The sequence below is a fragment of the Hydrogenophaga sp. NH-16 genome, from assembly GCF_004006415.1.
Taxonomy (GTDB): Bacteria; Pseudomonadota; Gammaproteobacteria; order Burkholderiales; family Burkholderiaceae_C; genus Hydrogenophaga; species Hydrogenophaga pseudoflava.
This window is the reverse complement of the sequence record NZ_CP029344.1, coordinates 379210-403315: the sequence shown is the minus strand read 5'-3', so window position 1 is coordinate 403315 and position 24106 is coordinate 379210. Positions and strand designations below refer to the sequence as shown.

Below are 24106 nucleotides of genomic sequence, written 5' to 3'. Positions count from 1 at the left end.
GACCTGCGTCAAGCCGGGGGCGGCGCATTCCTGCGACACTGGCGCCCCGTTTTCTCCAGCCTTCGAGCGCCGACCGCCATGTCGTCCCCGTCCCACGCTCTTTCGACCGCTCCCAAGGCGGCACCGATCTCCCGCCACCGCCCGCACGAAGACCTGCAGGCCCTGCTCACCGGCACGCTGTTCGTCGGCCTGGGCGTGGTGCTGTTCGGCCACGTCGGCCTGCTCAGCGGCGGCACCGCCGGTCTGGCCTTCCTGCTGCACTACGCGACCGGCGTGAGCTTCAGTGTCTGGTTCTTCCTCATCAACCTGCCGTTCTACTGGCTGGCCTGGCGCCGCATGGGCGCGCCGTTCGCCCTCAAGACCTTCGCCGCGGTGGGCCTGCTTTCGCTCTGGGCTTTCCTGATCCCGCGCTGGATTTCCATCGGCGCGCTGGCCCCGGGCTTCGCCGCGGTGGCGGGTGGCCTGCTGGTGGGCGCGGGCATGCTGATGCTGTTCCGCCATCGGGCCAGCCTGGGTGGTTTCAACGTGCTGGTGCTGTACCTGCAGGAGCGTTTCGGCTGGCGCGCGGGGCACATCCAGATGGGGCTGGACTGCGCCATCGTGCTGACCGCGTTCGCGCTGCGCGAGCCGGTGCAGATCGCCTGGTCGGTGCTGGGGGCGGTGGTGCTGAACATGACGCTGGCGATCAACCACCGGCCGGGCCGGTACATGGCTGTTTGATGCAGCCCCCCCTGCGCCGCTTCGCGGCTTCCCCCCTGGAAGGGGGGACCACGCTTGCGGCCCGGCGAAGCCGGTTCCGCGGCGTGTGCTGGTCTTTGTTCGCGCCGCTGTTTCTGGTGTTGTGCGCCTCGGCTTCGCTCGCGGAGTCTCCTGCTTCCACGTCGTCTTCTGTTTCAGGGTTCCGTCCCAGGTTCAACGAAGCCTACGAGGCGCGGGTGACGCGGGTGCCGGATGGGGACACCTTGTGGGTCAAGCCGCTGGCAGGCGGGACATACCGCAAGCTGCGGCTGGACGGGGTGGATGCGCCGGAGATCTGCCAGGACGGGGGCGTGGCGGCGCGGGAGGCGCTGACTGCCCGTTTGCTGGAGCAGACGGTGACGGTGACCGAGCGGCGGCGCGACGACTACGGGCGGGCGCTGGTGCGGCTGAAGCACCGGGGTGACGATGTGGCGGGCTGGCTGGTGCGCGAGGGCTGGGCCTGGTCGTACCGCTGGCGGCACAGCGACGGGCCGTTCGCCATCGAAGAGGTGTTGGCACGCAAGGACCGCAAAGGCATCTTCGCGTCGGCGGGTGCCGAGAACCCGCGGGATTTCCGCAAGCGCCACGGGCCGTGCCCGATGCCGCCGCGCAGCAGCGCGAAGGATCAGCCGTCGCGCTGAGCGCAGACCGCGCAGTGCGGCTGGCGCGGCAGGGCGATGGTGTTGAAGGCCAGATCGCGGCCATCGATCATCAGCAACTGACCGGTCAGGCGCGAGCCCAGGCCGCTGAGGATCTTGAGCGCCTCGGCCGCCTGCATGGTGCCCACGATGCCCACCAGCGGCGCGAACACGCCCATGGTGGCGCAGCGCACCTCTTCCACCCCGGCGTCCTCGGGGAACACGCAGGCGTAGCAGGGTGAGTCGGCGTCGCGCGGGTCGTACACCGCCAGCTGCCCGTCCATGCGGATCGCGGCGCCCGAGACCAGCGGCACGCCGTGGCGCACGCAGGCGCGGTTGACCATGTGGCGGGTGGCGAAGTTGTCGCAGCAGTCGATCACCACATCGACACCGGGCAGCAACTGGTCCAGCAGTGCGTCGTCGGCGCGCTGTACCAGGGCCGCGACCTGCGGGTCGGGGTTGATGGCAGCGATCGCGTGGCGCACCGACTCGGCCTTGGGCGTGCCCAGGCGTTCGAGGTTGTGCGCGATCTGGCGCTGCAGGTTGGTGGCGTCCACCTCGTCGTCGTCGATCACGGTGATGCGCCCGACGCCGGCGCTGCCCAGGTAGAGCGCCACCGGCGACCCCAGGCCGCCGGCACCGATCACCAGGGCGTGCGACGCCAGCAGCTTCTCCTGGCCTTCGATGCCCAGCTCTTCGAGCAGGATGTGGCGCGAGTAGCGCAGGAGCTGCTGGTCGTCCAAGATCGCGTCGCCGACCCGTTCACCGGGGCGGTGATCAGTTCTCTTTCTTCTCTTCGGGGCGCTCGGTCAGGGTCTTGCTGACCAGCACCGGTCGGCCCTTGAGCTTGTTGAGCGCCTGCTGCAGCTGGAAGTCCTTGTCGCTGCCAAACTCCGGCACCAGGCGCTGGCCCGGGTTCTTCTTGGACTCTTCTTCCAGCCGCTTGCGGGCCTGTTCGCGCTCCTGGTCGCGCTGCTGTTCGGCTGCGCGCTGGGCGTCCGTCATCGGCTCGCCGGCCTTGGCCTCATCGCCGTTGGTCAGGTGCTTGGTCAGATCGGCCTCGCGGGTGCGCAGCGCCGCAAACAGGTTGCCCTCGGGCGTCTCGTCGACCATCACGTCGGGCACGATGCCCTTGGCCTGGATCGACTTGCCGCCCGGCGTGTAGTAGCGGGCGGTGGTGAGCTTCAGTCCGGTGTCGGGGCCGAGCGGGCGCACGGTCTGCACCGAGCCCTTGCCGAAGGTCTGGCTGCCCAGGATGGTGCCGCGCTTGTGGTCCTGCAGCGCGCCGGCGACGATCTCGCTGGCCGAGGCCGAGCCTTCGTTGACCAGCACCACCAGCGGCACGGTCTTGAGTGCGCCGTTGGTCGCCTTGGTGAGGCGTGCGATCGGGTCCGGGCCGCCCCGGCGCAGGTAGTGCTGCGGGTTGGCGGTGTAGGTGAACTTGCTGTCGGCGAGCTGGCCGTTGGTCGAGACCACCGTGACGTTCTCGGGCAGGAAGGCCGCCGACAGGGCCACGGCGGCGTCCAGCAGGCCGCCCGGGTCGTTGCGCAGGTCCAGCACCAGCCCCTTGAGCGGACCGGCCTTGTACAGTTCCTCGACCTTGCGCGCGAAGTCCTCCACCGTGCGGTCCTGGAACTGCGAGACCCGCACCCAGGCGTAGCCGGGTTCGACCAGCTTGCTCTTGACGCTCTGGGTCTTGATCTCTTCACGGGTGATCGTGACCGGGAAGCTGCGGTTCTCGTCCTTGCGGAAGATCGTCAGCAGCACCTTGGTGCGCGGCTCACCACGCATCAGCTTGACGGCGTCGTTGATCGACAGGCCCTTGACGGCGGTGTCGTCGATCTTGGTGATCAGGTCGCCGGACTTGAGGCCGGCGCGGAAGGCGGGCGAATCCTCGATCGGCGAAACCACCTTGACCACGCCGTCTTCCATGGTGATTTCGATGCCCACGCCGACAAACCGGCCGCTGGTGCCTTCGCGAAATTCCTTGAAGGACTTCTTGTCAAAGTACTGGGAGTGCGGGTCCAGGCTGGACACCATGCCCGAAATCGCCTCGGAGATCAGCTTTTTCTCGTCGACCGGTTCGACGTAGTCGGTCTTGACCATGCCGAACACGGCGGCGAGCTGCTGCAGCTCTTCCAGCGGCAGGGGCGCGAGCGAGCCGCGCGCCACCGCCTGAAGCTGCACCGTGGTCAGCGCACCGGCCACGGCGCCTGCGGCCACCCAGCCGACGATCTTCAGCTTCTGATTCACTTGCTTGCCCATCCATTCACCCCGAAAAAAGCGCCGGCCCGGGCGGTTGCGCCGCGGGCCTGCAAACCAATATACACCTAGGAGTCAAGCCTTGTGATTCGGTTCCGTCCGGGCGGTTCAGCGTTTGCCCTGAGCGGCCACGGCTGCGGCGGCCTTGGCGGCTGCTTCGGCGTCGCCCAGGTAGTAGCTCTTGATGGGCTTGAGGTCGGCGTCCAGTTCGTAGACCAGCGGAATGCCATTGGGGATGTTCACGCCCACGATGTCGGCGTCGCCGATGTTGTCCAGGTACTTGACCAAGGCGCGGATCGAGTTGCCGTGCGCGGCGATCACGATGCGCTGGCCTGCCTTGATGGCCGGGGCCAGGGAGTCGTTCCAGCAGGGCAGCACGCGGGCGACGGTGTCCTTGAGGCATTCCGTCAGCGGCACGGCGTCCGCCGGCAGCTTGGCGTAGCGCAGGTCCTGGCGCTGGCCGCGCGGGTCGTTGGCCTCCAGGGCGGGCGGCGGGGTGTCGTAGCTGCGGCGCCAGATCAGCACCTGCTCGTCGCCGTACTGCTTGGCCATGTCGGCCTTGTTCAGGCCCTGCAGGCCACCGTAGTGGCGCTCGTTCAGGCGCCAGTCCTTGACCACCGGCAGCCAGCTGCGGTCCATCTCGTCCAGGCAGTAGTTCAGCGTGTGGATGGCGCGCTTGAGCACCGAGGTGTAGGCGATGTCGAACTCGTAGCCCTCGGCCTTGAGCAGCTTGCCGGCGGACATGGCCTGGGAGACGCCGGTGGGGGTCAGCTCCACGTCGGTCCAGCCGGTGAAGCGGTTTTCGAGGTTCCAGGTGGATTCGCCGTGGCGGATCAGGACGAGCTTGTGCATGGGCGTGAGGGCGTTGGGAGCAGGAAAAAGGGGCATGGAGGCTGGCCGGACCGCGCCGGACAGCCCCACATTCTAAAATCCCGGGCTTGTCTGACCTGAAAGGTGCTTCGTGAGTTTTTTTCTCGACAACTGGATGCTGTTTGCCATCGCCCTGGCCTCGGGCGGGATGTTGATGTTTCCCGCCCTGACCTCGGGCGGCGGCGCGGCGGGCCTGACCCCCGCCGAAGTGGTGCAGCTGATCAACCGTGAGAAAGCCGCGGTGGTGGACGTGTGCGGGCCCGATGAGTTCGCGGCCGGGCACGTGACCGGTGCGAAGAACGTGCCGCTGCCCGAGCTGGAGGCCAAGCTGGCTGGTGTGGTGAAGAACAAGAACCTGCCGCTGGTGCTGGTCTGTGCGTCCGGCATGCGCTCCAAGCGCGCGGTGTCGATCGCCAAGAAGCTGGGCTACGAGAACGCCCATTCGCTGACCGGTGGCATGGGCGCCTGGCGCACCGCCAACCTGCCGGTCGAAAAGGCCTGAAACGGAGCGCACCATGGCCCACGTGAAGATCTATTCCAGCGACTATTGCCCGTACTGCAGCCGTGCCAAGGCCCTGCTGGCGCAGCGCGGCGTCACCGACTACGAGGAGATCGTGGTGGACGGCCGGCCCGAGGTGCGCGCCCAGATGACGCAGATCACCGGACGCACCAGCGTGCCGCAGATCTTCATCGGGCAGACGCACGTGGGCGGTTGCGACGACCTCCACGCACTGGACCGCCAGGGCGGTCTGGAGCCGCTGCTGCGGGGCTGAGAGCGTTGCCGCACTGCTGAGATAATCCGCCCTCGGGCCCGCTGCGGGAGACTTCCCGGGCGGGCCCTGTTCATTCCTGAATCATCCGAAAGCTCTTATGGCCGACCAAGATCCCGTTTTCCAGATCCAGCGCGTCTACCTCAAGGAGGCGTCCCTGGAGCAGCCCAATTCCCCGGCCATCCTGCTGGAACAGGAGCAGCCCTCGGTCGACATCCAGCTGGGCGTGGAAGCCACCCCTGCCGCCGAAGGCGTGTACGAAGTGGCTGTGACCGCCACGGTTCAGACCAAGATCAAGGACAAGACCGTGTTCCTGGTTGAGGTCAAGCAGGCCGGCATCTTCGAGATCCGCAACCTGCCGGAAGACCAGATGGGCCCGATCATGGGCATCGCCTGCCCGCAGATCGTGTACCCCTACCTGCGCGGCAACGTGGCCGACCTGATCCAGCGCGCCGGCTTCCCGCCGGTGCACCTGGCCGAAATCAACTTCCAGGCCATGTACGAACAGCAGCAGGCGCAGGCTGCCGGCGCTGTCACGCAGTAAGCCAGGCTTGAACCGCAGGCGATGAACATCGTCGTTCTCGGTGCCGGTGCCTGGGGCACGGCGCTGGCCATTGCGGCCGCCCGTCTGCCGGGCACTCCCCACCAGGTGACCCTGTGGGCGCGCGACGCGGCGCAGGTGGCTGCCATGCGGGCCGAGGGTGAAAACGCCCGATATCTCCAGGGCGTGACCCTGCCGCCGGCCCTGCGGCTGGCGGGCGATGCCGAGCCCTGGCCGACCGCTGCGCTGGCCGGGGCCGATCTGGTGGTGGTGGCCACCCCGATGGCAGGTCTGCGCGGCATGCTGGAGCGGCTGGCGGACCAGGGTTCGCCGGTGGCCTGGCTCTGCAAGGGCTTCGAGGCGCCTCGTGAGGGTGGTGGGTCACCGGGCCTGCTTGGTCACGAGATCCAGGCCGCCGTGGCGCCCAGGCTGAAGGCGGGGGTGCTCAGCGGTCCCAGTTTTGCGCAGGAAGTGGCGCGCGGCCAGCCGACCGCCCTGGTGGCGGCCAGCGCCCACGCCGAGGTTCGCGACGCCCTGGTGAGCGCGTTCCACGGCCCGTCGCTGCGCATCTATGCCAACGACGACGCGGTCGGGGTCGAGGTGGGTGGTGCGGTCAAAAACGTGCTGGCGATTGCCACCGGGCTGTGCGACGGCCTGGCGCTCGGGCTCAACGCGCGGGCCGCGCTGATCACGCGCGGGCTGGCGGAAATGACCCGCCTGGGCCTGGCGCTGGGGGCGCGCGCCGACACCTTCATGGGGCTCTCGGGTCTCGGGGATCTGGTGCTGACCGCGACCGGTGATCTCTCACGCAACCGCAAGGTCGGCCAGCTGCTCGCGCAGGGGTTGAGCCTGCAGCAGGCGGTGGACTCTCTGGGGCACGTGGCGGAGGGTGTCTACAGCGCCCGGACCGTGGTGCAGCGCGCCCGCCTGCTGGGTGTCGACATGCCGATCAGCGAGGGCGTGGTGGCCCTGCTCGACGGGCGCTTGCAGCCCGCCCAGGCGGTCGCGGCCCTGATGGGGCGCGACCCCAAGGAAGAAACCTTCTAGATTTCGAAGTTGTCGATGAGGCGGGTGCGACCCAGTCGGGCGGCGCCCAGCACCACCATCGACAGCGGCGTCAGCGCATCTTCCGCGCGCGGCGGCTGCAGGTCGGCGCGGCGCCGCACGGTCAGGTAGTCGGGCTGCCAGCCGCGCAGTGCCAGCGCGCGCATCGCCTGCGCTTCCAGCGCCTCGCGCTTCTCGGGCAGCGAGCCGGCGGCGGCCAGAGCGTCGCGCGCCAGCGCGCGCAGCGACATCGACAGCTGCACCGCTTCAGCGCGCTCGGACTCGCTCAGGTAGCCGTTGCGAGAGCTGAGCGCCAGCCCGTCGGCGGCCCGCTGCGTTTCACCGGCCAGGACCTGAATCGGCATGCAGAATTGTTGCACCATGCGGCGGATCACCATCTGCTGCTGGTAGTCCTTCTTGCCGAACAGCGCGTAGCGCGGGCCTTTGGCTTCGGAGAAGACGCACTGAAACAGCTTCATCACCACGGTGCAGACGCCGATGAAGAAGCCGGGCCGGAAGTGGCCTTCCAGAATGTCCGCCAGATCCGCGGGCGGCTGAATCTTGTAGCCCTGTGGCTCCGGGTACAGCTCCTTCTCGGGCGGCGCAAAGACGATGTCGCAGCCGGCCTGTTCCAGCCGGGCACAGTCGGCCTGCAGGGTGCGCGGGTAGGTGTCGAAGTCCTCATGCGGGGCGAACTGCAGCCGGTTGACGAAGATGCTGGACACCGTCACGTCGCCCAGCGGTTGTGCCTGGCGGACCAGGTCGAGGTGACCATCGTGGAGGTTGCCCATCGTGGGAACGAAGGCAGGGGACTGGAAGGGGGCCAGCGCGTCGCGCAGGTCGGCAATGGTGTGGACGAGTTGCATGTGAGGGGGCAGGGTGGGTCGGGTGGTGCCGCGGGAAGGATTTACCAGGCGTGTAGCTTGTCGTCCGGGAAGCTGCCGTCCTTCACGGCGACGACATAGGCGGCCATGGCATCGCGCACGCTGGCGGCGCCATCCATGAAGTTGCGAACGAATTTGGGGTTCTTGCCCAGGTTGATGCCCAGCATGTCGTGCATCACCAGCACCTGGCCAGCCGTGCCTTTGCCGGCGCCGATGCCGATGGTGTGGCAGGTGGGCAGCGCCGCCGTGATCTCGGCGGACAGGGCTGCTGGCACCATCTCCAGCACCAGCATGGTGGCGCCAGCGTCCTGCAGCTCCAGCGCTTGCGTACGCAGGGTGCGCGCCGCGGCTTCGTCGCGGCCTTGCACGCGGTAGCCGCCGAGCGAGTGAACGGTCTGGGGCGTCAGGCCCAGGTGGGCGCAGACCGGGACGCCGCGTTCGACCAGAAAACGGACGGTGTCGGCGGTCCAGCCACCACCTTCGAGCTTGATCATGTGGGCACCCGCGTGCAGCAGCTGCGCTGCGCTGCGCATGGCCTGTTCCTTCGACTCGTGGTAGCTGCCAAACGGGAGGTCGCCGATGACCCAAGCGGTGCCCTGCACCCGGCGCAGGCCACGCACCACGCTTTCGGTGTGGTAGACCATGGTCTCCAGCGTGACGCCGGCGGTGCTCGACAGCCCCTGGCAGACCATGCCCAGCGAATCGCCGATCAGGATGCACTCCACACCGGCGGCGTCCGCCACCGCCGCGAAGGTGGCGTCGTAGGCGGTGAGCATGGTGATCTTTTCGCCGCGGTCGCGCATTTCCTGCAGCCGGGGCAGGCTGACCGGCTTGCGCTGCGGCAGCGGAGACGCCGAGGGCAGGGTGCCGTAGGGTGTGCCGGTGGCGGGTGCTAGGGAGGCGGTCTGGCTCATGGTGATGTCCCCTCGGCGGGTGGTCGATTTGGGGCGCACTATAGTCCATCCCGCCCATTCGTTCCCGTTATGCTCCGCCCCATGAAACACCTCTCTGAATTCGATGCCTCGGACGTGGCCGAACTGGCGCGAGCCGACGTCACGCGCGCGCTGGCCGAGGACGTCGGCGCGGGTGACCTGACCGCCGCGCTGGTCGATGCCCGCCGTCCGGCCCGGGCCCGCATCCTGGCCCGCGAAACCGCGGTGATCTGCGGTCGCCCCTGGGTAGAGGCGGCGGTGCGGGCCTGCGATCCGTCGGCGCGCCTGAACTGGCAGGTGGAGGAAGGTGGGCGCTGTGCCGCCGACCAGGTGGTCCTGCACATCGAGGGCAACGCCCAGGCCCTGCTGACTGCCGAACGCACCGCGCTCAACTTCCTGCAACTGCTGTCCGGGGTGGCGACCAAGACGTCGGTGTTCGTGGACGCTGTGAGGGGCACGCGCGCGGCCATCGTCGACACGCGCAAGACCATCCCCGGCCTGCGCCTGGCGCAGAAGTACGCCGTCAAGACGGGCGGCGGCGTGAACCACCGCATCGGCTTGTACGACGCGGTGCTGATCAAGGAAAACCACATCGCTGCGGCGGGCGGCGTGGCCGCGGTGCTCAAGCGGGTGCAGGAAACAGCCCCTCAGGCGCGTTTCGTCGAGATCGAGGTCGAGACGCTGGCGCAACTGGACGAGGCCCTGGCCTGCGGCGCGACCATGGTCCTGCTGGACAACATGGACATACCGACGCTGCAGGAGGCGGTGCGCCGCAACGCCGGCCGTGCCATCCTTGAAATTTCGGGGGGCGTCAACCTCGACACCGTGCGCGCTCTTGCGGAAACCGGGGTCGACCGCATCTCCATCGGAGCCCTGACCAAGGACGTGAAGGCCACCGATTTTTCCATGCGTTTCGAAACCCTCTGAGGGCCGACATGACCGCCAACGCCATCATCGACGTCGAATACGAACAGCCGGCCTGCCCGACCAGACACGCCTGGGCGCGGGTGCCGGTCGAGCCCGCTCCCAGCCAGCGCGCCGAACTCAAGGAGCGCATCCGCCGCCTGCTCAAGGAGCGCAACGCGGTCATGGTCTCGCACTACTACGTGCACCCGGACCTGCAGGACCTGGCCATCGAGACTGGTGGGATCGTCAGCGACTCGCTGGAGATGGCGCGTTTCGGCCGTGATCATGCGGCGCAAACGCTGGTGGTGTCGGGGGTGCGCTTCATGGGCGAGACGGCCAAGATCCTCTCGCCCGAGAAGACGGTGCTGATGCCCGACCTGGACGCCAACTGCTCGCTGGATCTGGGCTGCCCGATCGACGAGTTCAGCGCTTTCTGCGACCAGCACCCGGACCGCACGGTGGTGGTCTACGCCAACACCAGCGCGGCCGTGAAGGCGCGTTCGGACTGGCTGGTCACCTCCAGCTGCGCGCTGGACATCGTTCGCGCACTCAAGGACAAGGGCCACAAGATCCTGTGGGCGCCCGACAAACACCTGGGCGGCTACATCCAGCGCGAAACCGGCGCTGACATGCTGATGTGGACAGGTTCCTGCATCGTGCACGATGAGTTCAAGGCCTTCGAGCTGGAGGCGCTCAAGATGGAACATCCCAAGGCCAAGGTGCTGGTGCACCCGGAAAGCCCGGCCGAGGTGGTGAAGCTGGCCGATGCGGTGGGCTCGACCTCCGGCATCCTGAAGGCGGCGCACGAGATGGACGCACCGGAATTCATCGTGGCCACCGACAACGGCATGATGCACATGCTGCGCCAGCAAAACCCGGGCAAGGTTTTCATCGAGGCGCCCACGGCCGGCAACAGCGCCACCTGCAAGAGCTGCGCACACTGCCCCTGGATGGCCATGAACGGCCTGGCGGGCGTGGCCCGCGTGCTGGAGACGGGTGAGAACCAGATTCACGTCGACCCGGCGCTGATCCCGCGCGCGCGCCTGCCCATCGACCGCATGCTGGCCTTCACGGCTGCGCACAAGGCCGGTCAGGACGCGGGTGCGCTGGTTCCCAACATTGGAGCGGCCTGATCGGGCGACCCTCCAGGCCAAAGAAAAAGCCCGCTGATCAGCGGGCTTTTTCTGTGGGGCAGATCCGATCTTGATTGATCAGGTCGGCACTTTCTTGAGCATCTCCAGGCCAACCTTGCCTTCGGCGATCTCGCGCAGGGCGGTCACGCCAGGCTTGTTCTTGCTTTCGATTTTCGGTGCATGACCCTGGCTGAGCATGCGGGCACGGTAGGTGGCCGCCAGCACCAGCTGAAAGCGGTTGGGGATCTTTTCCAGACAGTCTTCGACGGTGATGCGTGCCATGAGCGGGCCTCGGTAGGAAAGCGGGGTATCAGGAGATGTTGAGCGCCTGGAAGGTGTCGCTGCGGGCGATGCGCTGGGCGGTGAACCGCAGGCGCTGCGCGTGGACGATGGCCTTGAGGTCGAACAAGGCGCGCTCGAACGACTCGTTGATTATAACGAAATCGAATTCCTTGGCGTGCGCCATCTCCTGGGCGGCATTCTTGAGGCGGACCTCGATCACGTCGGCGCTGTCCTCGGCGCGCCGCTCCAGCCTGGAACGCAGTTCCTCCCAGCTGGGCGGCAGGATGAAGATCAGCACGGCGTTCGGAAAGATGCGCTTGACCTGGATGGCACCCTGGAAGTCGATCTCCAGGACCACGTCGGCTCCCTGGGCCATGCGCTGCTCGATCGCGTGCTTGGAGGTGCCGTAGCGGTTGCCGTGCACGTGCGCCCATTCCAGGAACGCATCCTGTGCCACCATCTGGTCGAAGGTTTCGCGGCTGACGAAGTAGTACTCGCGACCATGCACCTCCTGGCCACGCGGCGCCCGGGTGGTGTGCGAGATGGAGGGCGAGACGCGCTGGTCGAGCTCCATGAGGGCCTTGACCAGGCTGGATTTTCCGGCCCCGCTGGGGGCCGCAACAACAAACAGGTTTCCCGGGTATTGCATCAGTTCATTCCAGGTTCTGGACCTGTTCACGCATCTGCTCGATCAGCACCTTCATGTCCACCGAAATGCGGGTGAGTTCGAGGCTGGAGGACTTGGAGCCCAGGGTGTTGGCTTCGCGGTGCAGTTCCTGGATCAGAAAGTCCAGCCGTTTGCCCACATCGCCGCCCTTTTTGATGAGCCGCTCGATCTCCACCAGGTGGGAGTCCAGCCGGGTCAGTTCTTCGGCCACGTCGATGCGGATGGCGAAGGCGGTGGCCTCGGCCAGGGCGCGTTCCTGCACCGCGTCGGTGGACAGGGTCGGTGTGCCGCTGGCGTTGCCGGCGCCCAGCGCCTCGTTCCAGCGGTCGATGAAGCGCTGACGCTGCTGGGCCACCAGTTCGGGGATCAGCGGTTGGGCTTCGCGGGCGAGCAGGCGCAACTGCTTCAGGCGGTCCAGCAGCATGTCGGCCAGCCGTTTGCCTTCGCGTTCACGCGCACCCAAAAAGCTGTCCAGAACGGTCTGGGCGAGGGCGATCAGGTGGTCGTGCAGCCCGCTGGGCAGGGCCTGCTGGCGGGAGGTCAGCTGGATGAGTTCGGCGACCGACAGCGGTGCGGCCTTGGGGTGCCAGGCGACGATGCTGTCCTGCAGACCGACCAGACGCTGCAGCTCGGCGGGTGAGGGGGTGCGCAGCCCGCTTTCCGTGCGACCTTCGATCCAGGCGCGGACCTCGACCTTGCCGCGTTTGAGGCGCGCGCCGAGCAGCTCCCGCAGTGCCGGCTCGGTGCCGCGCAGCTCGTCGGACATCTTGAAGGCCAGGTCCAGGAAGCGGCTGTTGACCGATCGAATCTCCATGCCCAGCACGGGCAGGGGATCGCGGCCGGCCTCGTCCGCAGGCCCGGTGTACTGGGCCGTGGCATAGCCGGTCATGCTGTAAACTGCCATGAGACTGGGTCCGATCCGGTTGAATGGTCCACAACGAGGCGTTCCGGACTCCTCCCGAATTATGTCAAAGGTCAAACCAGCTTCCTTGCCACCGGACACGGTGATCGGTGGTTACCGGATCGTTCGCAAGCTGGCGGCGGGCGGTTTTGGCGTCGTTTACCTGGCTGTCGACACCGAAGGTCAGCAGGTGGCCGTCAAGGAATACCTGCCGTCGTCGCTGGCCACCCGCGCTCCGGGCGAACTGCTGCCGCAGGTCCAGCCCGAAAAGCTGTCGCTCTACCGCCTGGGCCTCAAGAGCTTCTTCGAGGAAGGCCGCGCCCTGGCCCAGATCTCCCACCAGTCGGTGGTGAGCGTGCTGAATTTCTTCCGCGAGAACGAGACCGTGTACATGGTCATGAACTACCTGGAGGGCTCGTCCCTGCAGGAGTTCATCATCACCGCGCGCGAGCTGAAAAAGCAGAAGGTGTTTCGCGAGTCGACCATCCGTTCGCTCTATGACGAGGTGCTGCGCGGTCTGCGGATCGTGCACCAGCACAAGATGCTGCACCTGGACATCAAGCCGGCCAACATCTTCATCACCGACGACAACCGGGCGGTGCTGATCGATTTCGGCGCCGCGCGCGAGGTGCTGAGCAAGGAAGGCAACTTCATCCGCCCGATGTACACGCCCGGCTTTGCCGCGCCCGAGATGTACCGCCGCGATTCGAGCATGGGGCCGTGGACCGACATCTACGCCATCGGCGCCTGCATCTATGCCAGCATGCAGGGCTATCCGCCCAACGACGCGCCGCAGCGGCTGGAGAAAGACCGCCTGTCGCTGGCGCTGTCCCGTCTGCGCGGTGTGTACTCCGACAACCTGATCGAGGTGGTCGAATGGTGCATGTCGCTCGATCCGCTGTCCCGCCCGCAATCGGTGTTCGCCCTGCAGAAGGAGCTCAGCCGCGAGACCGAACGCAGCTACACCAAGCTGACGGTGGCCGAGAAGATGCGCCTGCAGTTCGACAACATTGTCTCGGACAACAAGAAGTCGACCCGCAAGACCACCGCTGGCGGAACCAAGTTCAAATGAAGTTCTCGGTCTACCAGATCAGCCGTCAGGGCGGTCGGGAGCGCAACGAAGACCGGATGGGCTATGCCTACACCCGCGAATCCGGTCTGTTCGTGCTGGCCGACGGCATGGGTGGACACCCCGAGGGGGCGATGGCAGCGCAACTGGCGCTGCAGACGTTGTCGGCCTACTTCCAGAAGGCCGCCAACCCGACGGTCAAGGAAGTGCCGGAGTTCCTCTCCAGTGCGCTGATGGCGGCCCACCACCAGATCATCCGCTACGCCGCCGAGAAGGGCATGCTGGACACGCCCCGCACGACGCTGGTGGCAGCGGTGATGGAGCGTGGTTCCATGCACTGGGTGCACTGCGGCGACTCGCGTCTCTACCTGATCCGCAACGGCGAGTTGCTCACACGTACGCGCGACCACTCCTATATGGAGCAGCAGGCGCACCTGGGGCGTGCCACTTCGCACATCAACCGCAACATCCTGTTCACCTGTCTGGGGTCGCCGGCCAAGCCGGTGTTCGATCTCTCCGGGCCGGTGCAACTGCAGCAGGGCGACCGCGTGCTGCTGTGCTCCGACGGGCTCTGGGGCACGGTCAAGGACTTCGAGATCGCCTCCGAAATGGCGTCGCAGCCGCTGGAGCAGGCGGTGCCCGAGCTGGTCGAGATGGCGCTCAAGCGCGGCGGCCCGCGCTGCGACAACGTGACGGTGCTGGCGATGGAGTGGGAAACCCCGGACGAGTACCAGACCACGCGCATTTCCACCGAAGAGATCGAAGAGGGTGTCTTTGCATCCACCATCCAGTCCGGTGTGCCCGATCCCACGATCGAGGACATGGACGACGAGGCGATCGAGCGTTCGATCGCCGAGATCAATGAAGCGATCCGGCGCACCGCCGAACGCAATTCCTGAGGTTTTCCCATGAGCATTTCCAGCCGGCCCGGTCAGCGGGCCAACGATTCGTTGCGCCCGGTGCGCATCACCCGCGGTTACACCATGCACGCCGAAGGGTCGGTGCTGATCGAGTTCGGCCACACCAAGGTGCTGTGCACTGCTTCGGTGGAGGAAAAGGTGCCGCCGCACAAGAAGGGCAGTGGCGAAGGCTGGGTGACGGCCGAATACGGCATGCTGCCGCGCGCCACCCACACCCGCAGCAGCCGTGAGGCCGCCAAGGGCAAGCAGAGCGGGCGCACGCAGGAGATCCAGCGCCTGATCGGTCGCTCGCTGCGCGCGGTGTTTGACCTCAAGGCCCTGGGCGAGCGCACGATCTCGCTGGACTGCGACGTGCTGCAGGCCGACGGCGGCACGCGCACCGCGAGCATCACCGGTGCGTTCGTCGCGGCCCAGGATGCGGTCAACAAGCTGATTGCCGAAGGCAAGCTGGGTGCTTCCCCGATCAAGGACCACGTGGCTGCGATTTCGGTCGGCATCCTGGACGGCCAGCCGCTGCTGGACCTGGAGTACGTCGAAGACTCGGCCTGCGACACCGACATGAACGTGGTGATGACCGGTGCCGGCCACTACGTGGAGGTGCAGGGCACGGCCGAGGGCGCAGCCTTCACCCGCAGGGAAATGGACGCGCTGCTGGCGCTGGCCGACAAGGGCATCGGCGAGCTGATCGTGGCGCAGAAGAAGTCGCTCGGCGAATGAAACTGGTCCTCGCCTCCAACAACCAGGGCAAGTTGGCCGAGCTGCAGGCCCTGTTCGCGCCGCTGGGCGTGGAACTGGTGCGCCAGGCCGATCTGGGCATTCCCGAGGCGCCCGAGCCGCACAAGACCTTCATCGAGAACGCGCTGGCCAAGGCGCGCCACGCGTCGCAGGTGAGCGGCCTGCCCGCACTGGCCGACGACGCGGGCCTGTGCGTCGAGGCCTTTGGCGGTCTGCCGGGCGTGGACACGGCCTTCTACGCCACGCAGTTCGGTTACGAGAAAGGCGACGACAACAACGTGCGGGCGCTGCTGGAGCAGATGCGGGGCATCACCGACCGCCGCGCGGCGCTGGTGAGCACGCTGGTGGCGCTGCGCAGCGCCGACGATCCGGAGCCGCTGGTGGCCACGGGCCGTGCAGCGGGACTGATCACGCAGGAGCCCATCGGCGACCAGGGCTTTGGTTTCGATCCCGTGCTGCTGCTGCCCCCGTTCGGCAAGACCTTTGCCCAGCTGCCCGCCGAAGTGAAGAACGCCAACAGCCACCGCGGCAAGGCAGCGCAGCAGATGCTCTCCCTCATGCGCGAGCGCTGGTTCGCCCAGCCATGAACGAGACCCCGCACTGGAGCGACATCCGCCACTGGATGCGCCCCGGCACCCTGCAGCTGCAGGGATTGCCGCCGCTGTCGCTCTACATCCACCTGCCCTGGTGCCTGAAAAAGTGTCCGTACTGCGATTTCAACTCGCACGAGTGGAGCGCGACCTCGGCACCGGGCCAGCCGTTGCCCGAGCAACCGTACCTGGATGCGCTGCGGGCCGACCTGCAGGCCGCGCTGCCGCTGATCTGGGGGCGTCCCATCCACAGCGTGTTCATCGGCGGCGGCACGCCCAGCCTGTTCTCGCCCGAGGCGATCGACCGCCTGCTGGGCGACGTGCGGGCGCTGACGCGCCTGGACGCCGATGCCGAGATCACGCTCGAAGCCAACCCCGGCACCTTTGAGAAGGAGCGCTTCCGGGCCTTCCGGCAGGCGGGCGTGACGCGCCTGTCGATCGGCGTGCAGAGCTTCCACGACGCGCACCTGAAGGTCCTGGGCCGGGTGCACGATCGCGCGCAGGCCATGGCGGCGGTGGAAGAGGCGGCGGGCGCGTTCGACACCTTCAACCTGGACGTCATGTACGCGCTGCCGGGCCAGACGCTGGCGCAGTGCGAGGACGACATCCGCACCGCGCTCGGCTTCAACCCGCCACACATCTCGATCTACCACCTGACCATCGAGCCCAACACGGTGTTCGCCAAGTTCCCGCCGGTGGTGCCCGAGGACGACGATGCCTACGCGATGCTCGACCGCATCACCGAGCTGACGACCGCGGAGGGACTGGAGCGCTACGAGGTGTCGGCCTATGCGCGGCGCGGCCACCGCTGCCGGCACAACCAGAACTACTGGCAGTTCGGCGACTACCTGGGCATCGGCGCAGGCGCCCACAGCAAGCTGAGTTTCGCGCACCGGGTGGTGCGACAGGTGCGGGCGCGCGAGCCGCGGCTGTACATGGACAAGGCCATGGCGGGCGACGCGGTGGTGGGCGTGGAGGAGGTCGCGCGGCGCGACCTGCCGTTCGAGTACATGCTCAACGCGCTGCGGCTGCGCGAGGGCTTCAGCCTGACGGACTTCAGCGCCCGAACCGGTCTGCCGCTCTCCGCCATCGATGGCGCGCTGCGCGAAGGTCTGGCCAAGGGCTGGCTGGCGCAGGACGGTGTGTGGGTGGCGCCCACCACACGCGGTTTCGATTTCCTGAGCGACCTTCAGTCGCTGTTCCTGCCCGGCTGACTCAGGTTCAGCGGTAGCGCTGGCAGTACCCGGTGGGCCGGAAGTCGTGCAGGAACAGGGCCCCACCCTCCAGCAGGTAGGTTTGCAGGGGCGGGGACACACTGCGGAGCGCGTCCAGGAACGCCAGGTTGTTGGCCACGATCTGGTTGGTGGCCAGCACCCAGGTCCGGCCCGAGGCTGGGTCCTGGCAGATGCGCCGTACCGTGGAGCGGATGTTGTGGATCTCGTTGATGGTGGGCTGGTAGACGAACCGGGGCAGGTCGGCCAGCCCCGTGCGGGGGGCGTAGAAGCTGTAGGCGGGGTAGGTCCAGCTGCTGAGCATGGCGTGGTCACCGGGCTGGCGGTGGTCGGCGATGAACTGCAAGGCGCCCCGGATGTCCTGGTAGTTGTGGGGGTGCCGGACGAAGTGCAGGCTCAGACGCAGGGGCATCCACAAGACGCCAGCGGCCAGGCCCGCCGCCAGCCAGGGGGCTGCCCGCCGAAGGGGCAGCTCGTGCAGCTGCTGCACCAGGGCCGCCAGAGCGAGGAACACGAACGGCACCAGAAACAGGATCAGGCGGGCGCGGAACGGGTACTGGTGGAGCGCGGAGGCTCCCAGCACCGCCATCAGCGTGACAGCGCCCATGGCGGCGGCCCGCACCCGCTGGAACGCCAGCGCCACGCTGCCCAGCACGGTCAGGGCCAGCAGCGCGTGCACCGAACCGCTGAACCAGCCGGGTAGCACCTCGCGGAACGCCGTGCCCATCTGCAGGAAGCACAGGTACACCAGGCCCAGGGCCGCTTCCCGGAACCAGTGGAGGTCGGCCAGCGTGGAGGGGGGAATGGGGGCGAAGCTGGCAGCCCAGAAGCCGGCGAGGTAGGCGTTGTGCGGCACCGACCGGAGGGCCACGAGGTAGTCGGCCACGAAGCTGGTCAGCCAGACCAGGCCAACGGCATTCACCGCGAGCCAGGCCCTGAGATCCCGTCGCCGCGCCATCTCCAGCCAGAGCGCGAGCCCGCTGCCGGCGAGCACGAAAAGTATTGCGTGGGAGCACCAGATGCCGACGGCGCCCGCCAGCGCGAGCCAGAACGCATCCTCGCGCCAGTGGTCGGGCCTGAACCGCAGCGTCAGCCACAGAATGAGCAGGGTGCCGAGCACGTCGCCCTGGTACTGCTTGAACTCGGCGCTGTAGTACACCAGCACCGGCGAGATCGACACCAACCCCACCAGGGTGGCGCGGGCTACCGACGAAGCAAAAGCCAGCCGGGCGAGGGCCACCGTCAGCGGCAGCGTGGCCAGGCCGCTGAGCAGGGACACCAGGCGCAGCGTCCATTCGTGGGTGCCCAGCAGGACAGTCACCAGCTTCACCAGCACCAGGTAGCCGACCGGGGCCGCCTGGTTGTTGGCCAGTGGTTCAAAGACCAGCTGCGCAAAACCCCGGTCAGCGAACGCCGTCGCCAGCAGGGTTTCGTCGTGCCAGAAGGAGCGGTTGAAGATGAATTGCTGCAGGCGCAGGGTGCTGCCCGCGGCAACGATCAGCCAGAGCCACAGGCCGTTCGAGCGCAGCAGGTCTCGCACGGCGGGCAAACGGTGTGTGGTCGCTGGTGCGGTGGTGGCCATGATCTCCCCCGATTCGTCTGGTGTCGGGGCCGATGCCCGCCGCACCGGTGGCGGCGACGGCATGCTCCGCAGAGGCGGCACTATACGCACGCGAACTTAAGAGATCCTTGATTTTCTTAAGGAAAACCTGAGCCTGGGGCAGCGGGCCATTTCGCTGTCGTCGGTGGTGACAAGGTGCCACCGCCGACGATGGGTCGGGTGATGGGTGGAAAACAGAAACGGGCCGCGATGAACTGACTGACTGGCTTCGAAATACGAGGGGACTTCACGTGTTCTCGGCACGCGGCGCCGGAGCGTACTATTCAGTTACGGAGAGACAGTAATACGGTACGATTTCAAAGACACCAGCAAAGTTTATTGATGGCAACAAGGATGCGTATGACCAATGTAGAGTGGCACGGCAGCAGTGGCACGAAGTCGCTCCGGCAGACTGTCGAAGAAGTCCTTGACGCGACAATGCAGGAGGAGTTTCGCCATTTCGACCTTCATGTTGATGGTAGGGCCGCCGTTCGGGATGAGAATCCAGAGTGGCCCAGTTATCTGGCGTCTCACCGCCATGAGTACGTGCGAACGATTTGCGACGTGCTTGACTTCTCTCGAAAGACGGGAGCCAAGCGCGTACTCGAGATCGGTGCCTTTTTCGGGTTGGTGTGCCTCACCCTTAAGAAGTTTGGCCTTGATGTGGTAGCTGCTGACATCCCTGAGTATATGGAGATGCCGGAACAGATCGAGCGATTCGGCCGAAACGGCGTTACGAGAGCATCGGTACGTCTGCAGGAATACCTTATGCCGTTCGACGACGAGCGCTTCGATATCATCATCATGACCGAGGTTCTTGAACACTTAAACTTTAATCCGGTACCGCTGATTAAAGAGATAAATCGTATTGGTGCAAAGGATTCGCTATTTTATCTGTCTCTGCCGAATCTGGCCTATTACAGAAATAGAGTTGGATTCCTGTTCGGCAAATCCATGCTTCAGCCTATTGCGACCTACATCGAGCAGGTAACACCGGGGAGCCTCGAAATCGTGAACGGGCACTGGAGGGAGTACACGAAAGCAGAAATTGCAGAGTTGCTGATGTGCCTCGGCTACCGCATCGAAAGGCACTACTTTTTCAGCATTGTTGACGTCCTTCCCAATCCAACACTGAAAAACAGGTTGACGCGACTAGTGTTTTCTCTGCTGCCTTCATTCAAGGAGAATCAGACGGCTCTTGCGATTCGCTCGAATAGAAGCGAACTTCCAATTTACATTCCTCGAACTGTTCACGCTACACTGCGGTCAGTTTGATTGACCCATGAGCGGACGAGGGTGCCACTATGGAGAAGCATTCAAGGATGCCGAGTCAGCAGTCGATCTTGTCTATTGCCGTCCACTGTCGACCATCACAATCGAAAAATTGATGGTAGAAACAATGGTGTTTAGAAACAAAAATGCGGCCCGGAGGCCGCATTCTTCCTGATGTCCTGGCGGAGACGGTGAGATTCGAACTCACGGACCCTTGCGGGTCGGCGGTTTTCAAGACCGCTGGATTAAACCACTCTCCCACGTCTCCGGAGTGGGCGGCATTGTAGCCGCCTGCGTGCTCAGTTCGAGGCTGAGGCGGTCAGCATGCCGCGCTGTTCGATGAAGCGCACCACGTCCTGCACGCCGTCCAGGGTCTTGAGGTTGGTCATCACCCAGGGCTTGCGCGCGGTGTCTGGCCGCATGCGCGCGGTGTCCTGTTTCATCACCTCCAGGTCGGCGCCCACGTGCGGGGCCAGGTCGGTCTTGTTGATGACAAACAGGTCGCTCTTGGTGATGCCGGGGCCGCCCTTGCGCGGGATCTTCTCGCCGGCCGCCACGTCGATCACGTAGATGGTGAGGTCGCTCAGCTCGGGGCTGAAGGTGGCGGCCAGGTTGTCGCCGCCGGATTCGACGAACACGATGTCGGCGTCCGGGAAGTCGCCGAGCATGCGGTCGATGGCTTCGAGGTTGATGGAGCAGTCCTCGCGGATGGCGGTGTGGGGACAGCCGCCGGTTTCGACGCCCATGATGCGTTCGGCCGGCAGCGCGCCGCTGACGGTGAGCAGGCGCTGGTCTTCCTTGGTGTAGATGTCGTTGGTGATGGCGACCAGGTCGTAGCGCTCGCGCATGGTCTTGCACAGCATTTCGAGCAGCGTGGTCTTGCCGGAGCCGACGGGGCCGCCGATGCCCACGCGCAGCGGGGGCAGGGTCTTGGTGCGGTGGGGGATGTGGTGCAGGGCGGTCATCGTGTGCGTCTTCAGGAACGGAAAAGCCGTGAGTACTGGGTTTCGTGGCGGGCGCTCAGGATGGCGAGCAGGGGCGTGAAGGCCTGCCGGTCGTCGTCTCCCATCGACATCGCGTGGGCCACGGCGGCGGGTATGTCCGCCACCAGTCGCGCCAGCATGCGCTGGCCCGCACTCTGGCCCAGCGGCACCGACTTGATCGCGGCCTGCACCATGTTCTCGGCCCAGCCGAAGGCGAAGCCGGCCAGGCTGTCGGCCAGGGCGGCGCCCGAGGCCGCGGCGGCGCAGGCCATGGCGACCGGGTAGGTGGGTGGTTGCAGGTCGGCGGCCTGCAGGCGCTGCAGCACATCGCCGCCGAGCGCACCGAGCGACTGCGCCCAGGCCTGCAGCGAGCGCCCCATCTGTTCGGTCTGCAGGCGGAACTCCTGGGTCTCGCGGGTGCTGAGCACCCATTCATTGAGAGCACGGATGCGGGCCAGGTCATCGGCCTGCCAGGCGGGAATGGCCTGCGCCACCACCGCCAGGTCGCTGCGCGCGAGCGAGAGCTGCAGCTGGTCGGTGAGCCAGCCGGCGGCGCTGGCCTCGTCGTGCACGAGCCCGGCGTCCACCGCCGCCTCCAGCCCTTCTGAATACGAGAAGCCGCCGACCGGCAGGGCCGGCGAGGCGAGCCAGAGCGTGTGCAGCAGGCCCGCCGCCACGCTGGCCGGGGCGTCAGCCGTGGTCGTGGGCATGCGCGGGGTGGTGACCGTGACCATGGTCGTGCCCATGGTGATCGTGGTCATGGCTGTGGCCGTGGTCACCACCGTGGTGATGGCCGTGTCCATGGCCCGCGGCGTAAGCACCGCCCTCGGGTTCGAAGGGCTCGCGCACCTCGGCCACGTTCAGATGCATGGCGCGCAGCATGTCGGCCAGCACGTGGTCGGGCTCGATCTTCAGGTGGTCGGGCTGCAGCTCGATCGGCACGTGGCGGTTGCCCAGGTGGTAGGCCGCGCGCATGAGGTCGAAGGCGGGGTCGTGGTCGTGACCGTGGTGGTGGTCGGTGCAGGCGGTGATCCTGAGCACCGGCTGCGGCGCGGCGATCACGCGCAGCAGCGAACCGTCCTGCGTGATCAGCACGTCACCGCCGCGCACCACGGTGCCGCGCGGCAGGAACACGCCGACGCGGCGGCCGTCCGAGGACTCGGCGTCGAAGCGGCTTTTCTGGCGCACATCCCAGTCGAGCGTGACGGTGGCGGCGCGGCGCACCAGCACCGGCGCCAGGCCCTTGCCCTGTGGGACGAGTTTGGAGACTTGGAGCATGGAACTTCCCTGTTTTGCTATCAAAACAGGAAGTATCGCTGGGCCATGGGAAGTTTGCTGGCGGGCTCGCAGGTCAGCAGCACGCCGTCGGCGCGCACGGTGTAGCGCTGCGGGTCGATCTCCATCTTCGGCAGGTAGCTGTTGTGCACCATGCTGGCCTTGGTGACGCCGCGGCAGTGCTGCACCGCCACCGTGGTCTTGGCCAGGCCGTATCGCTGCGCCACGCCTGCGGCCTGCGCCGCTTGAGACACGAAGCTGAAGCTGCCTCTGGCCAGCGCACTGCCGAAAGCGCCGAACTGCGGCCGGTAGTGCACCGGTTGCGGCGTCGGGATGGAGGCGTTGGGGTCGCCCATGGAGGCCAGCGCAATGCTGCCACCCTTGAGGACCAGGGCCGGCTTGACGCCGAAGAAGGCCGGTTTCCAGATCACCAGGTCGGCCCATTTGCCGACTTCGAGCGAACCCACGATGTGCGACATGCCGTGTGCGATGGCCGGGTTGATCGTGTACTTGGCGATGTAGCGTTTGACGCGGAAGTTGTCGTTGCGCGAGCTGTCCTCGGGCAGCGCGCCGCGCTGCGACTTCATCTTGTCCGCGGTCTGCCAGGTGCGGATCACCACCTCGCCGACGCGTCCCATGGCCTGGCTGTCGCTGCTCATGATGCTGATCGCGCCCATGTCGTGCAGGATGTCCTCGGCGGCGATGGTTTCGCGGCGGATGCGGCTCTCTGCGAAGGCCAGGTCTTCGGGAATTGACGCGTCCAGGTGGTGGCAGACCATCAGCATGTCGACGTGTTCGTCGAGCGTGTTGACGGTATAGGGCATGGTCGGGTTGGTGGACGAGGGCAGGAAGTTCACCTCACCGACCACGCGGATGATGTCGGGCGCGTGGCCGCCACCCGCGCCTTCGGTGTGGAAGGCGCACAGCGTGCGGCCCTTGGTCGCCGCGATGGTGTCTTCGACAAAGCCCGATTCGTTGAGCGTGTCGGAGTGGATGGCGACCTGGGTGTCGGTCTCCTCGGCCACGTCCAGGCAGTTGCTGATGGCACTCGGCGTGGTGCCCCAGTCTTCGTGCAGCTTCAGGCCGATCACGCCGGCCTCGATCTGCTCGCGCAGCGGCGCCGGCTGGCTGGCGTTGCCCTTGCCCAGGAAGCCGATGTTCATGGGCAGGCCATCGGCGGCCTGCAGCATGCGCTCGATGTGCCAGGGGCCGGGTGTGCAGGTGGTGGCAAAGGTGCCGGTGGCGGGGCCGGTGCCGCCGCCGAGCATGGTGGTCACGCCCGAGGCCAGGGCCTCGTCCACCTGCTGCGGGCAGATGAAGTGGATGTGGCTGTCGATGCCGCCGGCGGTGACGATGTTGCCCTCGCAGCTGATGATCTCGGTGCCCGCGCCGATGACGATGTCCACGCCCGGTTGGGTGTCCGGGTTGCCGGCCTTGCCGATGGCCACGATGCGACCGTCCTTGAGGCCGATGTCGGCCTTGACGATGCCCCAGTGGTCGACGATGAGGGCGTTGGTGAGCACGGTGTCGACGGCGCCTTCGGCGCGCGTGCGCTGGCTTTGCGCCATGCCGTCGCGGATGGTCTTGCCGCCGCCGAATTTCACTTCCTCACCGTAGCCGCCGGCGGCCAGGGTGAAGTCTTTCTCGACCTCGATCAGCAGGCCGGTGTCGGCCAGACGCACGCGGTCGCCGACGGTGGGGCCGAACATGTCGGCGTAAGCGCGTTTGGGAATGCTGGCCATGATCTTTTGGGCTTGGTTCGCTGGAGTGGGAGCGGGGGTGTGGCGGTAGCGCGGCCGAGTAACGACCGCACACAGTCTTTTCGTTTGTCTGCTTGTCTCTGAAGGCTTCTGGTGCTTACA

Annotated in this window: 27 protein-coding genes and 1 tRNA gene; 14 read left to right on the top strand and 14 right to left on the bottom strand. The window is 66.6% G+C overall.

The features are described 5' to 3' along the window. Positions 1–78: 78 nt before the first annotated feature. Together DD542_RS01940 and DD542_RS01935 are read left to right on the top strand one after the other, a co-directional pair. Positions 79–720, top strand: a complete 642-nt coding sequence (locus DD542_RS01940) for a YitT family protein (protein WP_127803408.1) — start codon at positions 79–81, stop codon at positions 718–720. After that, positions 720–1379, top strand: coding sequence for a thermonuclease family protein (locus tag DD542_RS01935; RefSeq protein WP_127803406.1), 660 nt, complete (start codon positions 720–722; stop codon positions 1377–1379). The genes DD542_RS01940 and DD542_RS01935 overlap by 1 nt, the downstream gene beginning before the upstream one ends. Here DD542_RS01935 and moeB read toward each other — a convergent pair. The 3 genes from moeB to gpmA all read right to left on the bottom strand — a co-directional run bounded on the left by moeB (position 1364) and on the right by gpmA (position 4490). Next, positions 1364–2119 (bottom strand): molybdopterin-synthase adenylyltransferase MoeB, encoded by a 756-nt coding sequence (gene moeB, locus DD542_RS01930; protein ID WP_127803404.1) that lies wholly within the window; start codon positions 2117–2119, stop codon positions 1364–1366. The two genes, DD542_RS01935 and moeB, sit on opposite strands and share 16 nt — an antisense overlap. Before the next feature lie 34 nt (positions 2120–2153). Continuing rightward, a complete protein-coding gene (locus DD542_RS01925; protein ID WP_127803402.1) occupies positions 2154–3629 on the bottom strand; it encodes a S41 family peptidase in 1476 nt (491 codons plus the stop codon). Between the two features lie 117 nt (positions 3630–3746). Next, positions 3747–4490 (bottom strand): 2,3-diphosphoglycerate-dependent phosphoglycerate mutase, encoded by a 744-nt coding sequence (gpmA, locus tag DD542_RS01920; protein ID WP_066158861.1) that lies wholly within the window; start codon positions 4488–4490, stop codon positions 3747–3749. 109 nt (positions 4491–4599) lie between these two features. On the opposite strand from gpmA, the gene DD542_RS01915 reads away from it, so the two are divergent. The 4 genes from DD542_RS01915 (at position 4600) to DD542_RS01900 (ending at position 6866) form a co-directional block, all read left to right on the top strand. Next, complete coding sequence (locus tag DD542_RS01915) at positions 4600–5010, top strand: rhodanese-like domain-containing protein (protein ID WP_066158536.1); 411 nt, start codon at positions 4600–4602, stop codon at positions 5008–5010. 13 nt (positions 5011–5023) lie between these two features. Next, positions 5024–5281: a glutaredoxin 3 gene (gene grxC / locus DD542_RS01910; RefSeq protein WP_066255680.1), complete on the top strand. Its 258-nt coding sequence runs from the start codon at positions 5024–5026 to the stop codon at positions 5279–5281. A gap of 97 nt (positions 5282–5378) precedes the next feature. Continuing rightward, positions 5379–5822, top strand: a complete 444-nt coding sequence (secB, locus tag DD542_RS01905) for a protein-export chaperone SecB (RefSeq protein WP_066158533.1) — start codon at positions 5379–5381, stop codon at positions 5820–5822. 21 nt (positions 5823–5843) lie between these two features. Further along, positions 5844–6866, top strand: coding sequence for an NAD(P)H-dependent glycerol-3-phosphate dehydrogenase (locus tag DD542_RS01900; protein ID WP_127803400.1), 1023 nt, complete (start codon positions 5844–5846; stop codon positions 6864–6866). Here the strand turns inward: DD542_RS01900 and panC are convergent. After that, positions 6863–7729 (bottom strand): pantoate--beta-alanine ligase, encoded by an 867-nt coding sequence (panC, locus tag DD542_RS01895; protein WP_066158529.1) that lies wholly within the window; start codon positions 7727–7729, stop codon positions 6863–6865. The two genes, DD542_RS01900 and panC, sit on opposite strands and share 4 nt — an antisense overlap. Positions 7730–7770: 41 nt before the next feature. Further along, entirely contained in the window at positions 7771–8661 is an 891-nt protein-coding gene (gene panB / locus DD542_RS01890) for a 3-methyl-2-oxobutanoate hydroxymethyltransferase (RefSeq protein ID WP_127803398.1), read from the bottom strand. A gap of 81 nt (positions 8662–8742) precedes the next feature. Between panB and nadC the strand changes: the two genes are divergently transcribed. After that, positions 8743–9606 carry a carboxylating nicotinate-nucleotide diphosphorylase gene (nadC, locus tag DD542_RS01885; RefSeq protein WP_127803397.1) on the top strand — a complete coding sequence of 288 codons (864 nt, stop codon included), beginning with the start codon at positions 8743–8745 and terminating at the stop codon, positions 9604–9606. A gap of 8 nt (positions 9607–9614) precedes the next feature. Continuing rightward, positions 9615–10718, top strand: a complete 1104-nt coding sequence (nadA, locus tag DD542_RS01880) for a quinolinate synthase NadA (RefSeq protein WP_127803394.1) — start codon at positions 9615–9617, stop codon at positions 10716–10718. 78 nt (positions 10719–10796) lie between these two features. Here the strand turns inward: nadA and rpoZ are convergent, their stop codons facing one another. From rpoZ to DD542_RS01865, 3 genes are read right to left on the bottom strand one after another with little or no spacing between them, the layout of a single operon-like run. After that, a complete protein-coding gene (gene rpoZ, locus DD542_RS01875) occupies positions 10797–11000 on the bottom strand; it encodes a DNA-directed RNA polymerase subunit omega (protein WP_066158523.1) in 204 nt (67 codons plus the stop codon). 28 nt (positions 11001–11028) lie between these two features. Next, positions 11029–11649 carry a guanylate kinase gene (gene gmk, locus DD542_RS01870; RefSeq protein ID WP_127803391.1) on the bottom strand — a complete coding sequence of 207 codons (621 nt, stop codon included), beginning with the start codon at positions 11647–11649 and terminating at the stop codon, positions 11029–11031. A 4-nt stretch (positions 11650–11653) separates the two neighbouring features. Further along, on the bottom strand, positions 11654–12571 hold the full coding sequence (locus DD542_RS01865) for a YicC/YloC family endoribonuclease (protein ID WP_127803388.1): 918 nt from the start codon (positions 12569–12571) through the stop codon (positions 11654–11656). Positions 12572–12632: 61 nt separating this feature from the next. Between DD542_RS01865 and DD542_RS01860 the strand changes: the two genes are divergently transcribed. From DD542_RS01860 to hemW, 5 genes are read left to right on the top strand one after another with little or no spacing between them, the layout of a single operon-like run. After that, positions 12633–13640: a serine/threonine-protein kinase gene (locus DD542_RS01860; protein WP_066255659.1), complete on the top strand. Its 1008-nt coding sequence runs from the start codon at positions 12633–12635 to the stop codon at positions 13638–13640. After that, positions 13637–14536: a protein phosphatase 2C domain-containing protein gene (locus DD542_RS01855; RefSeq protein ID WP_079364556.1), complete on the top strand. Its 900-nt coding sequence runs from the start codon at positions 13637–13639 to the stop codon at positions 14534–14536. The genes DD542_RS01860 and DD542_RS01855 overlap by 4 nt, the downstream gene beginning before the upstream one ends. A 9-nt stretch (positions 14537–14545) precedes the next feature. Next, on the top strand, positions 14546–15274 hold the full coding sequence (rph, locus tag DD542_RS01850) for a ribonuclease PH (RefSeq protein ID WP_066158515.1): 729 nt from the start codon (positions 14546–14548) through the stop codon (positions 15272–15274). After that, positions 15271–15879, top strand: coding sequence for an RdgB/HAM1 family non-canonical purine NTP pyrophosphatase (gene rdgB / locus DD542_RS01845; RefSeq protein WP_066158513.1), 609 nt, complete (start codon positions 15271–15273; stop codon positions 15877–15879). Before rph ends, rdgB begins: the two co-directional genes overlap by 4 nt. Further along, complete coding sequence (gene hemW, locus DD542_RS01840) at positions 15876–17096, top strand: radical SAM family heme chaperone HemW (protein ID WP_127803386.1); 1221 nt, start codon at positions 15876–15878, stop codon at positions 17094–17096. The genes rdgB and hemW overlap by 4 nt, the downstream gene beginning before the upstream one ends. Positions 17097–17103: 7 nt before the next feature. Here hemW and DD542_RS01835 read toward each other — a convergent pair whose 3' ends face one another. Continuing rightward, positions 17104–18696 (bottom strand): glycosyltransferase family 39 protein, encoded by a 1593-nt coding sequence (locus DD542_RS01835; protein WP_164868319.1) that lies wholly within the window; start codon positions 18694–18696, stop codon positions 17104–17106. Positions 18697–19074: 378 nt separating this feature from the next. Between DD542_RS01835 and DD542_RS01830 the strand changes: the two genes are divergently transcribed. Then, on the top strand, positions 19075–19989 hold the full coding sequence (locus tag DD542_RS01830; RefSeq protein ID WP_164868318.1) for a class I SAM-dependent methyltransferase: 915 nt from the start codon (positions 19075–19077) through the stop codon (positions 19987–19989). Positions 19990–20166: 177 nt separating this feature from the next. Here DD542_RS01830 and DD542_RS01825 read toward each other — a convergent pair. The 5 genes from DD542_RS01825 to ureC form a co-directional block, all read right to left on the bottom strand. After that, positions 20167–20254: transfer RNA gene (locus tag DD542_RS01825), tRNA-Ser, on the bottom strand. A 31-nt stretch (positions 20255–20285) separates the two neighbouring features. Next, on the bottom strand, positions 20286–20951 hold the full coding sequence (ureG, locus tag DD542_RS01820; protein ID WP_127803380.1) for an urease accessory protein UreG: 666 nt from the start codon (positions 20949–20951) through the stop codon (positions 20286–20288). Between the two features lie 11 nt (positions 20952–20962). After that, entirely contained in the window at positions 20963–21679 is a 717-nt protein-coding gene (locus DD542_RS01815; RefSeq protein ID WP_079364762.1) for an urease accessory protein UreF, read from the bottom strand. Further along, the gene (gene ureE, locus DD542_RS01810; RefSeq protein ID WP_127803378.1) at positions 21660–22247 is read right to left on the bottom strand and encodes an urease accessory protein UreE; all 588 of its coding nucleotides are present in this window, start codon (positions 22245–22247) and stop codon (positions 21660–21662) included. Before ureE ends, DD542_RS01815 begins: the two co-directional genes overlap by 20 nt. 20 nt (positions 22248–22267) lie before the next feature. Then, complete coding sequence (gene ureC, locus DD542_RS01805) at positions 22268–23986, bottom strand: urease subunit alpha (protein WP_127803376.1); 1719 nt, start codon at positions 23984–23986, stop codon at positions 22268–22270. Between the last annotated feature and the right edge of the window lie 120 nt (positions 23987–24106).

Excerpts from the sequence above, each read along its gene's own strand:
- DD542_RS01940 (WP_127803408.1), top strand. The coding sequence starts at position 79 with ATGTCGTCCCCGTCCCACGCTCTTTCGACCGCTCCCAAGGCGGCACCG.
- DD542_RS01935 (WP_127803406.1), top strand. The coding sequence starts at position 720 with ATGCAGCCCCCCCTGCGCCGCTTCGCGGCTTCCCCCCTGGAAGGGGGG.
- gpmA (WP_066158861.1), bottom strand. The coding sequence starts at position 4,490 with ATGCACAAGCTCGTCCTGATCCGCCACGGCGAATCCACCTGGAACCTC.
- grxC (WP_066255680.1), top strand. The coding sequence starts at position 5,024 with ATGGCCCACGTGAAGATCTATTCCAGCGACTATTGCCCGTACTGCAGC.
- secB (WP_066158533.1), top strand. The coding sequence starts at position 5,379 with ATGGCCGACCAAGATCCCGTTTTCCAGATCCAGCGCGTCTACCTCAAG.
- DD542_RS01900 (WP_127803400.1), top strand. The coding sequence starts at position 5,844 with ATGAACATCGTCGTTCTCGGTGCCGGTGCCTGGGGCACGGCGCTGGCC.
- panC (WP_066158529.1), bottom strand. The coding sequence starts at position 7,729 with ATGCAACTCGTCCACACCATTGCCGACCTGCGCGACGCGCTGGCCCCC.
- panB (WP_127803398.1), bottom strand. The coding sequence starts at position 8,661 with ATGAGCCAGACCGCCTCCCTAGCACCCGCCACCGGCACACCCTACGGC.
- nadC (WP_127803397.1), top strand. The coding sequence starts at position 8,743 with ATGAAACACCTCTCTGAATTCGATGCCTCGGACGTGGCCGAACTGGCG.
- nadA (WP_127803394.1), top strand. The coding sequence starts at position 9,615 with ATGACCGCCAACGCCATCATCGACGTCGAATACGAACAGCCGGCCTGC.
- rpoZ (WP_066158523.1), bottom strand. The coding sequence starts at position 11,000 with ATGGCACGCATCACCGTCGAAGACTGTCTGGAAAAGATCCCCAACCGC.
- gmk (WP_127803391.1), bottom strand. The coding sequence starts at position 11,649 with ATGCAATACCCGGGAAACCTGTTTGTTGTTGCGGCCCCCAGCGGGGCC.
- DD542_RS01865 (WP_127803388.1), bottom strand. The coding sequence starts at position 12,571 with ATGGCAGTTTACAGCATGACCGGCTATGCCACGGCCCAGTACACCGGG.
- DD542_RS01860 (WP_066255659.1), top strand. The coding sequence starts at position 12,633 with ATGTCAAAGGTCAAACCAGCTTCCTTGCCACCGGACACGGTGATCGGT.
- DD542_RS01855 (WP_079364556.1), top strand. The coding sequence starts at position 13,637 with ATGAAGTTCTCGGTCTACCAGATCAGCCGTCAGGGCGGTCGGGAGCGC.
- rph (WP_066158515.1), top strand. The coding sequence starts at position 14,546 with ATGAGCATTTCCAGCCGGCCCGGTCAGCGGGCCAACGATTCGTTGCGC.
- rdgB (WP_066158513.1), top strand. The coding sequence starts at position 15,271 with ATGAAACTGGTCCTCGCCTCCAACAACCAGGGCAAGTTGGCCGAGCTG.
- hemW (WP_127803386.1), top strand. The coding sequence starts at position 15,876 with ATGAACGAGACCCCGCACTGGAGCGACATCCGCCACTGGATGCGCCCC.
- DD542_RS01835 (WP_164868319.1), bottom strand. The coding sequence starts at position 18,696 with ATGGCCACCACCGCACCAGCGACCACACACCGTTTGCCCGCCGTGCGA.
- DD542_RS01830 (WP_164868318.1), top strand. The coding sequence starts at position 19,075 with ATGACCAATGTAGAGTGGCACGGCAGCAGTGGCACGAAGTCGCTCCGG.
- ureG (WP_127803380.1), bottom strand. The coding sequence starts at position 20,951 with ATGACCGCCCTGCACCACATCCCCCACCGCACCAAGACCCTGCCCCCG.
- DD542_RS01815 (WP_079364762.1), bottom strand. The coding sequence starts at position 21,679 with ATGCCCACGACCACGGCTGACGCCCCGGCCAGCGTGGCGGCGGGCCTG.
- ureE (WP_127803378.1), bottom strand. The coding sequence starts at position 22,247 with ATGCTCCAAGTCTCCAAACTCGTCCCACAGGGCAAGGGCCTGGCGCCG.
- ureC (WP_127803376.1), bottom strand. The coding sequence starts at position 23,986 with ATGGCCAGCATTCCCAAACGCGCTTACGCCGACATGTTCGGCCCCACC.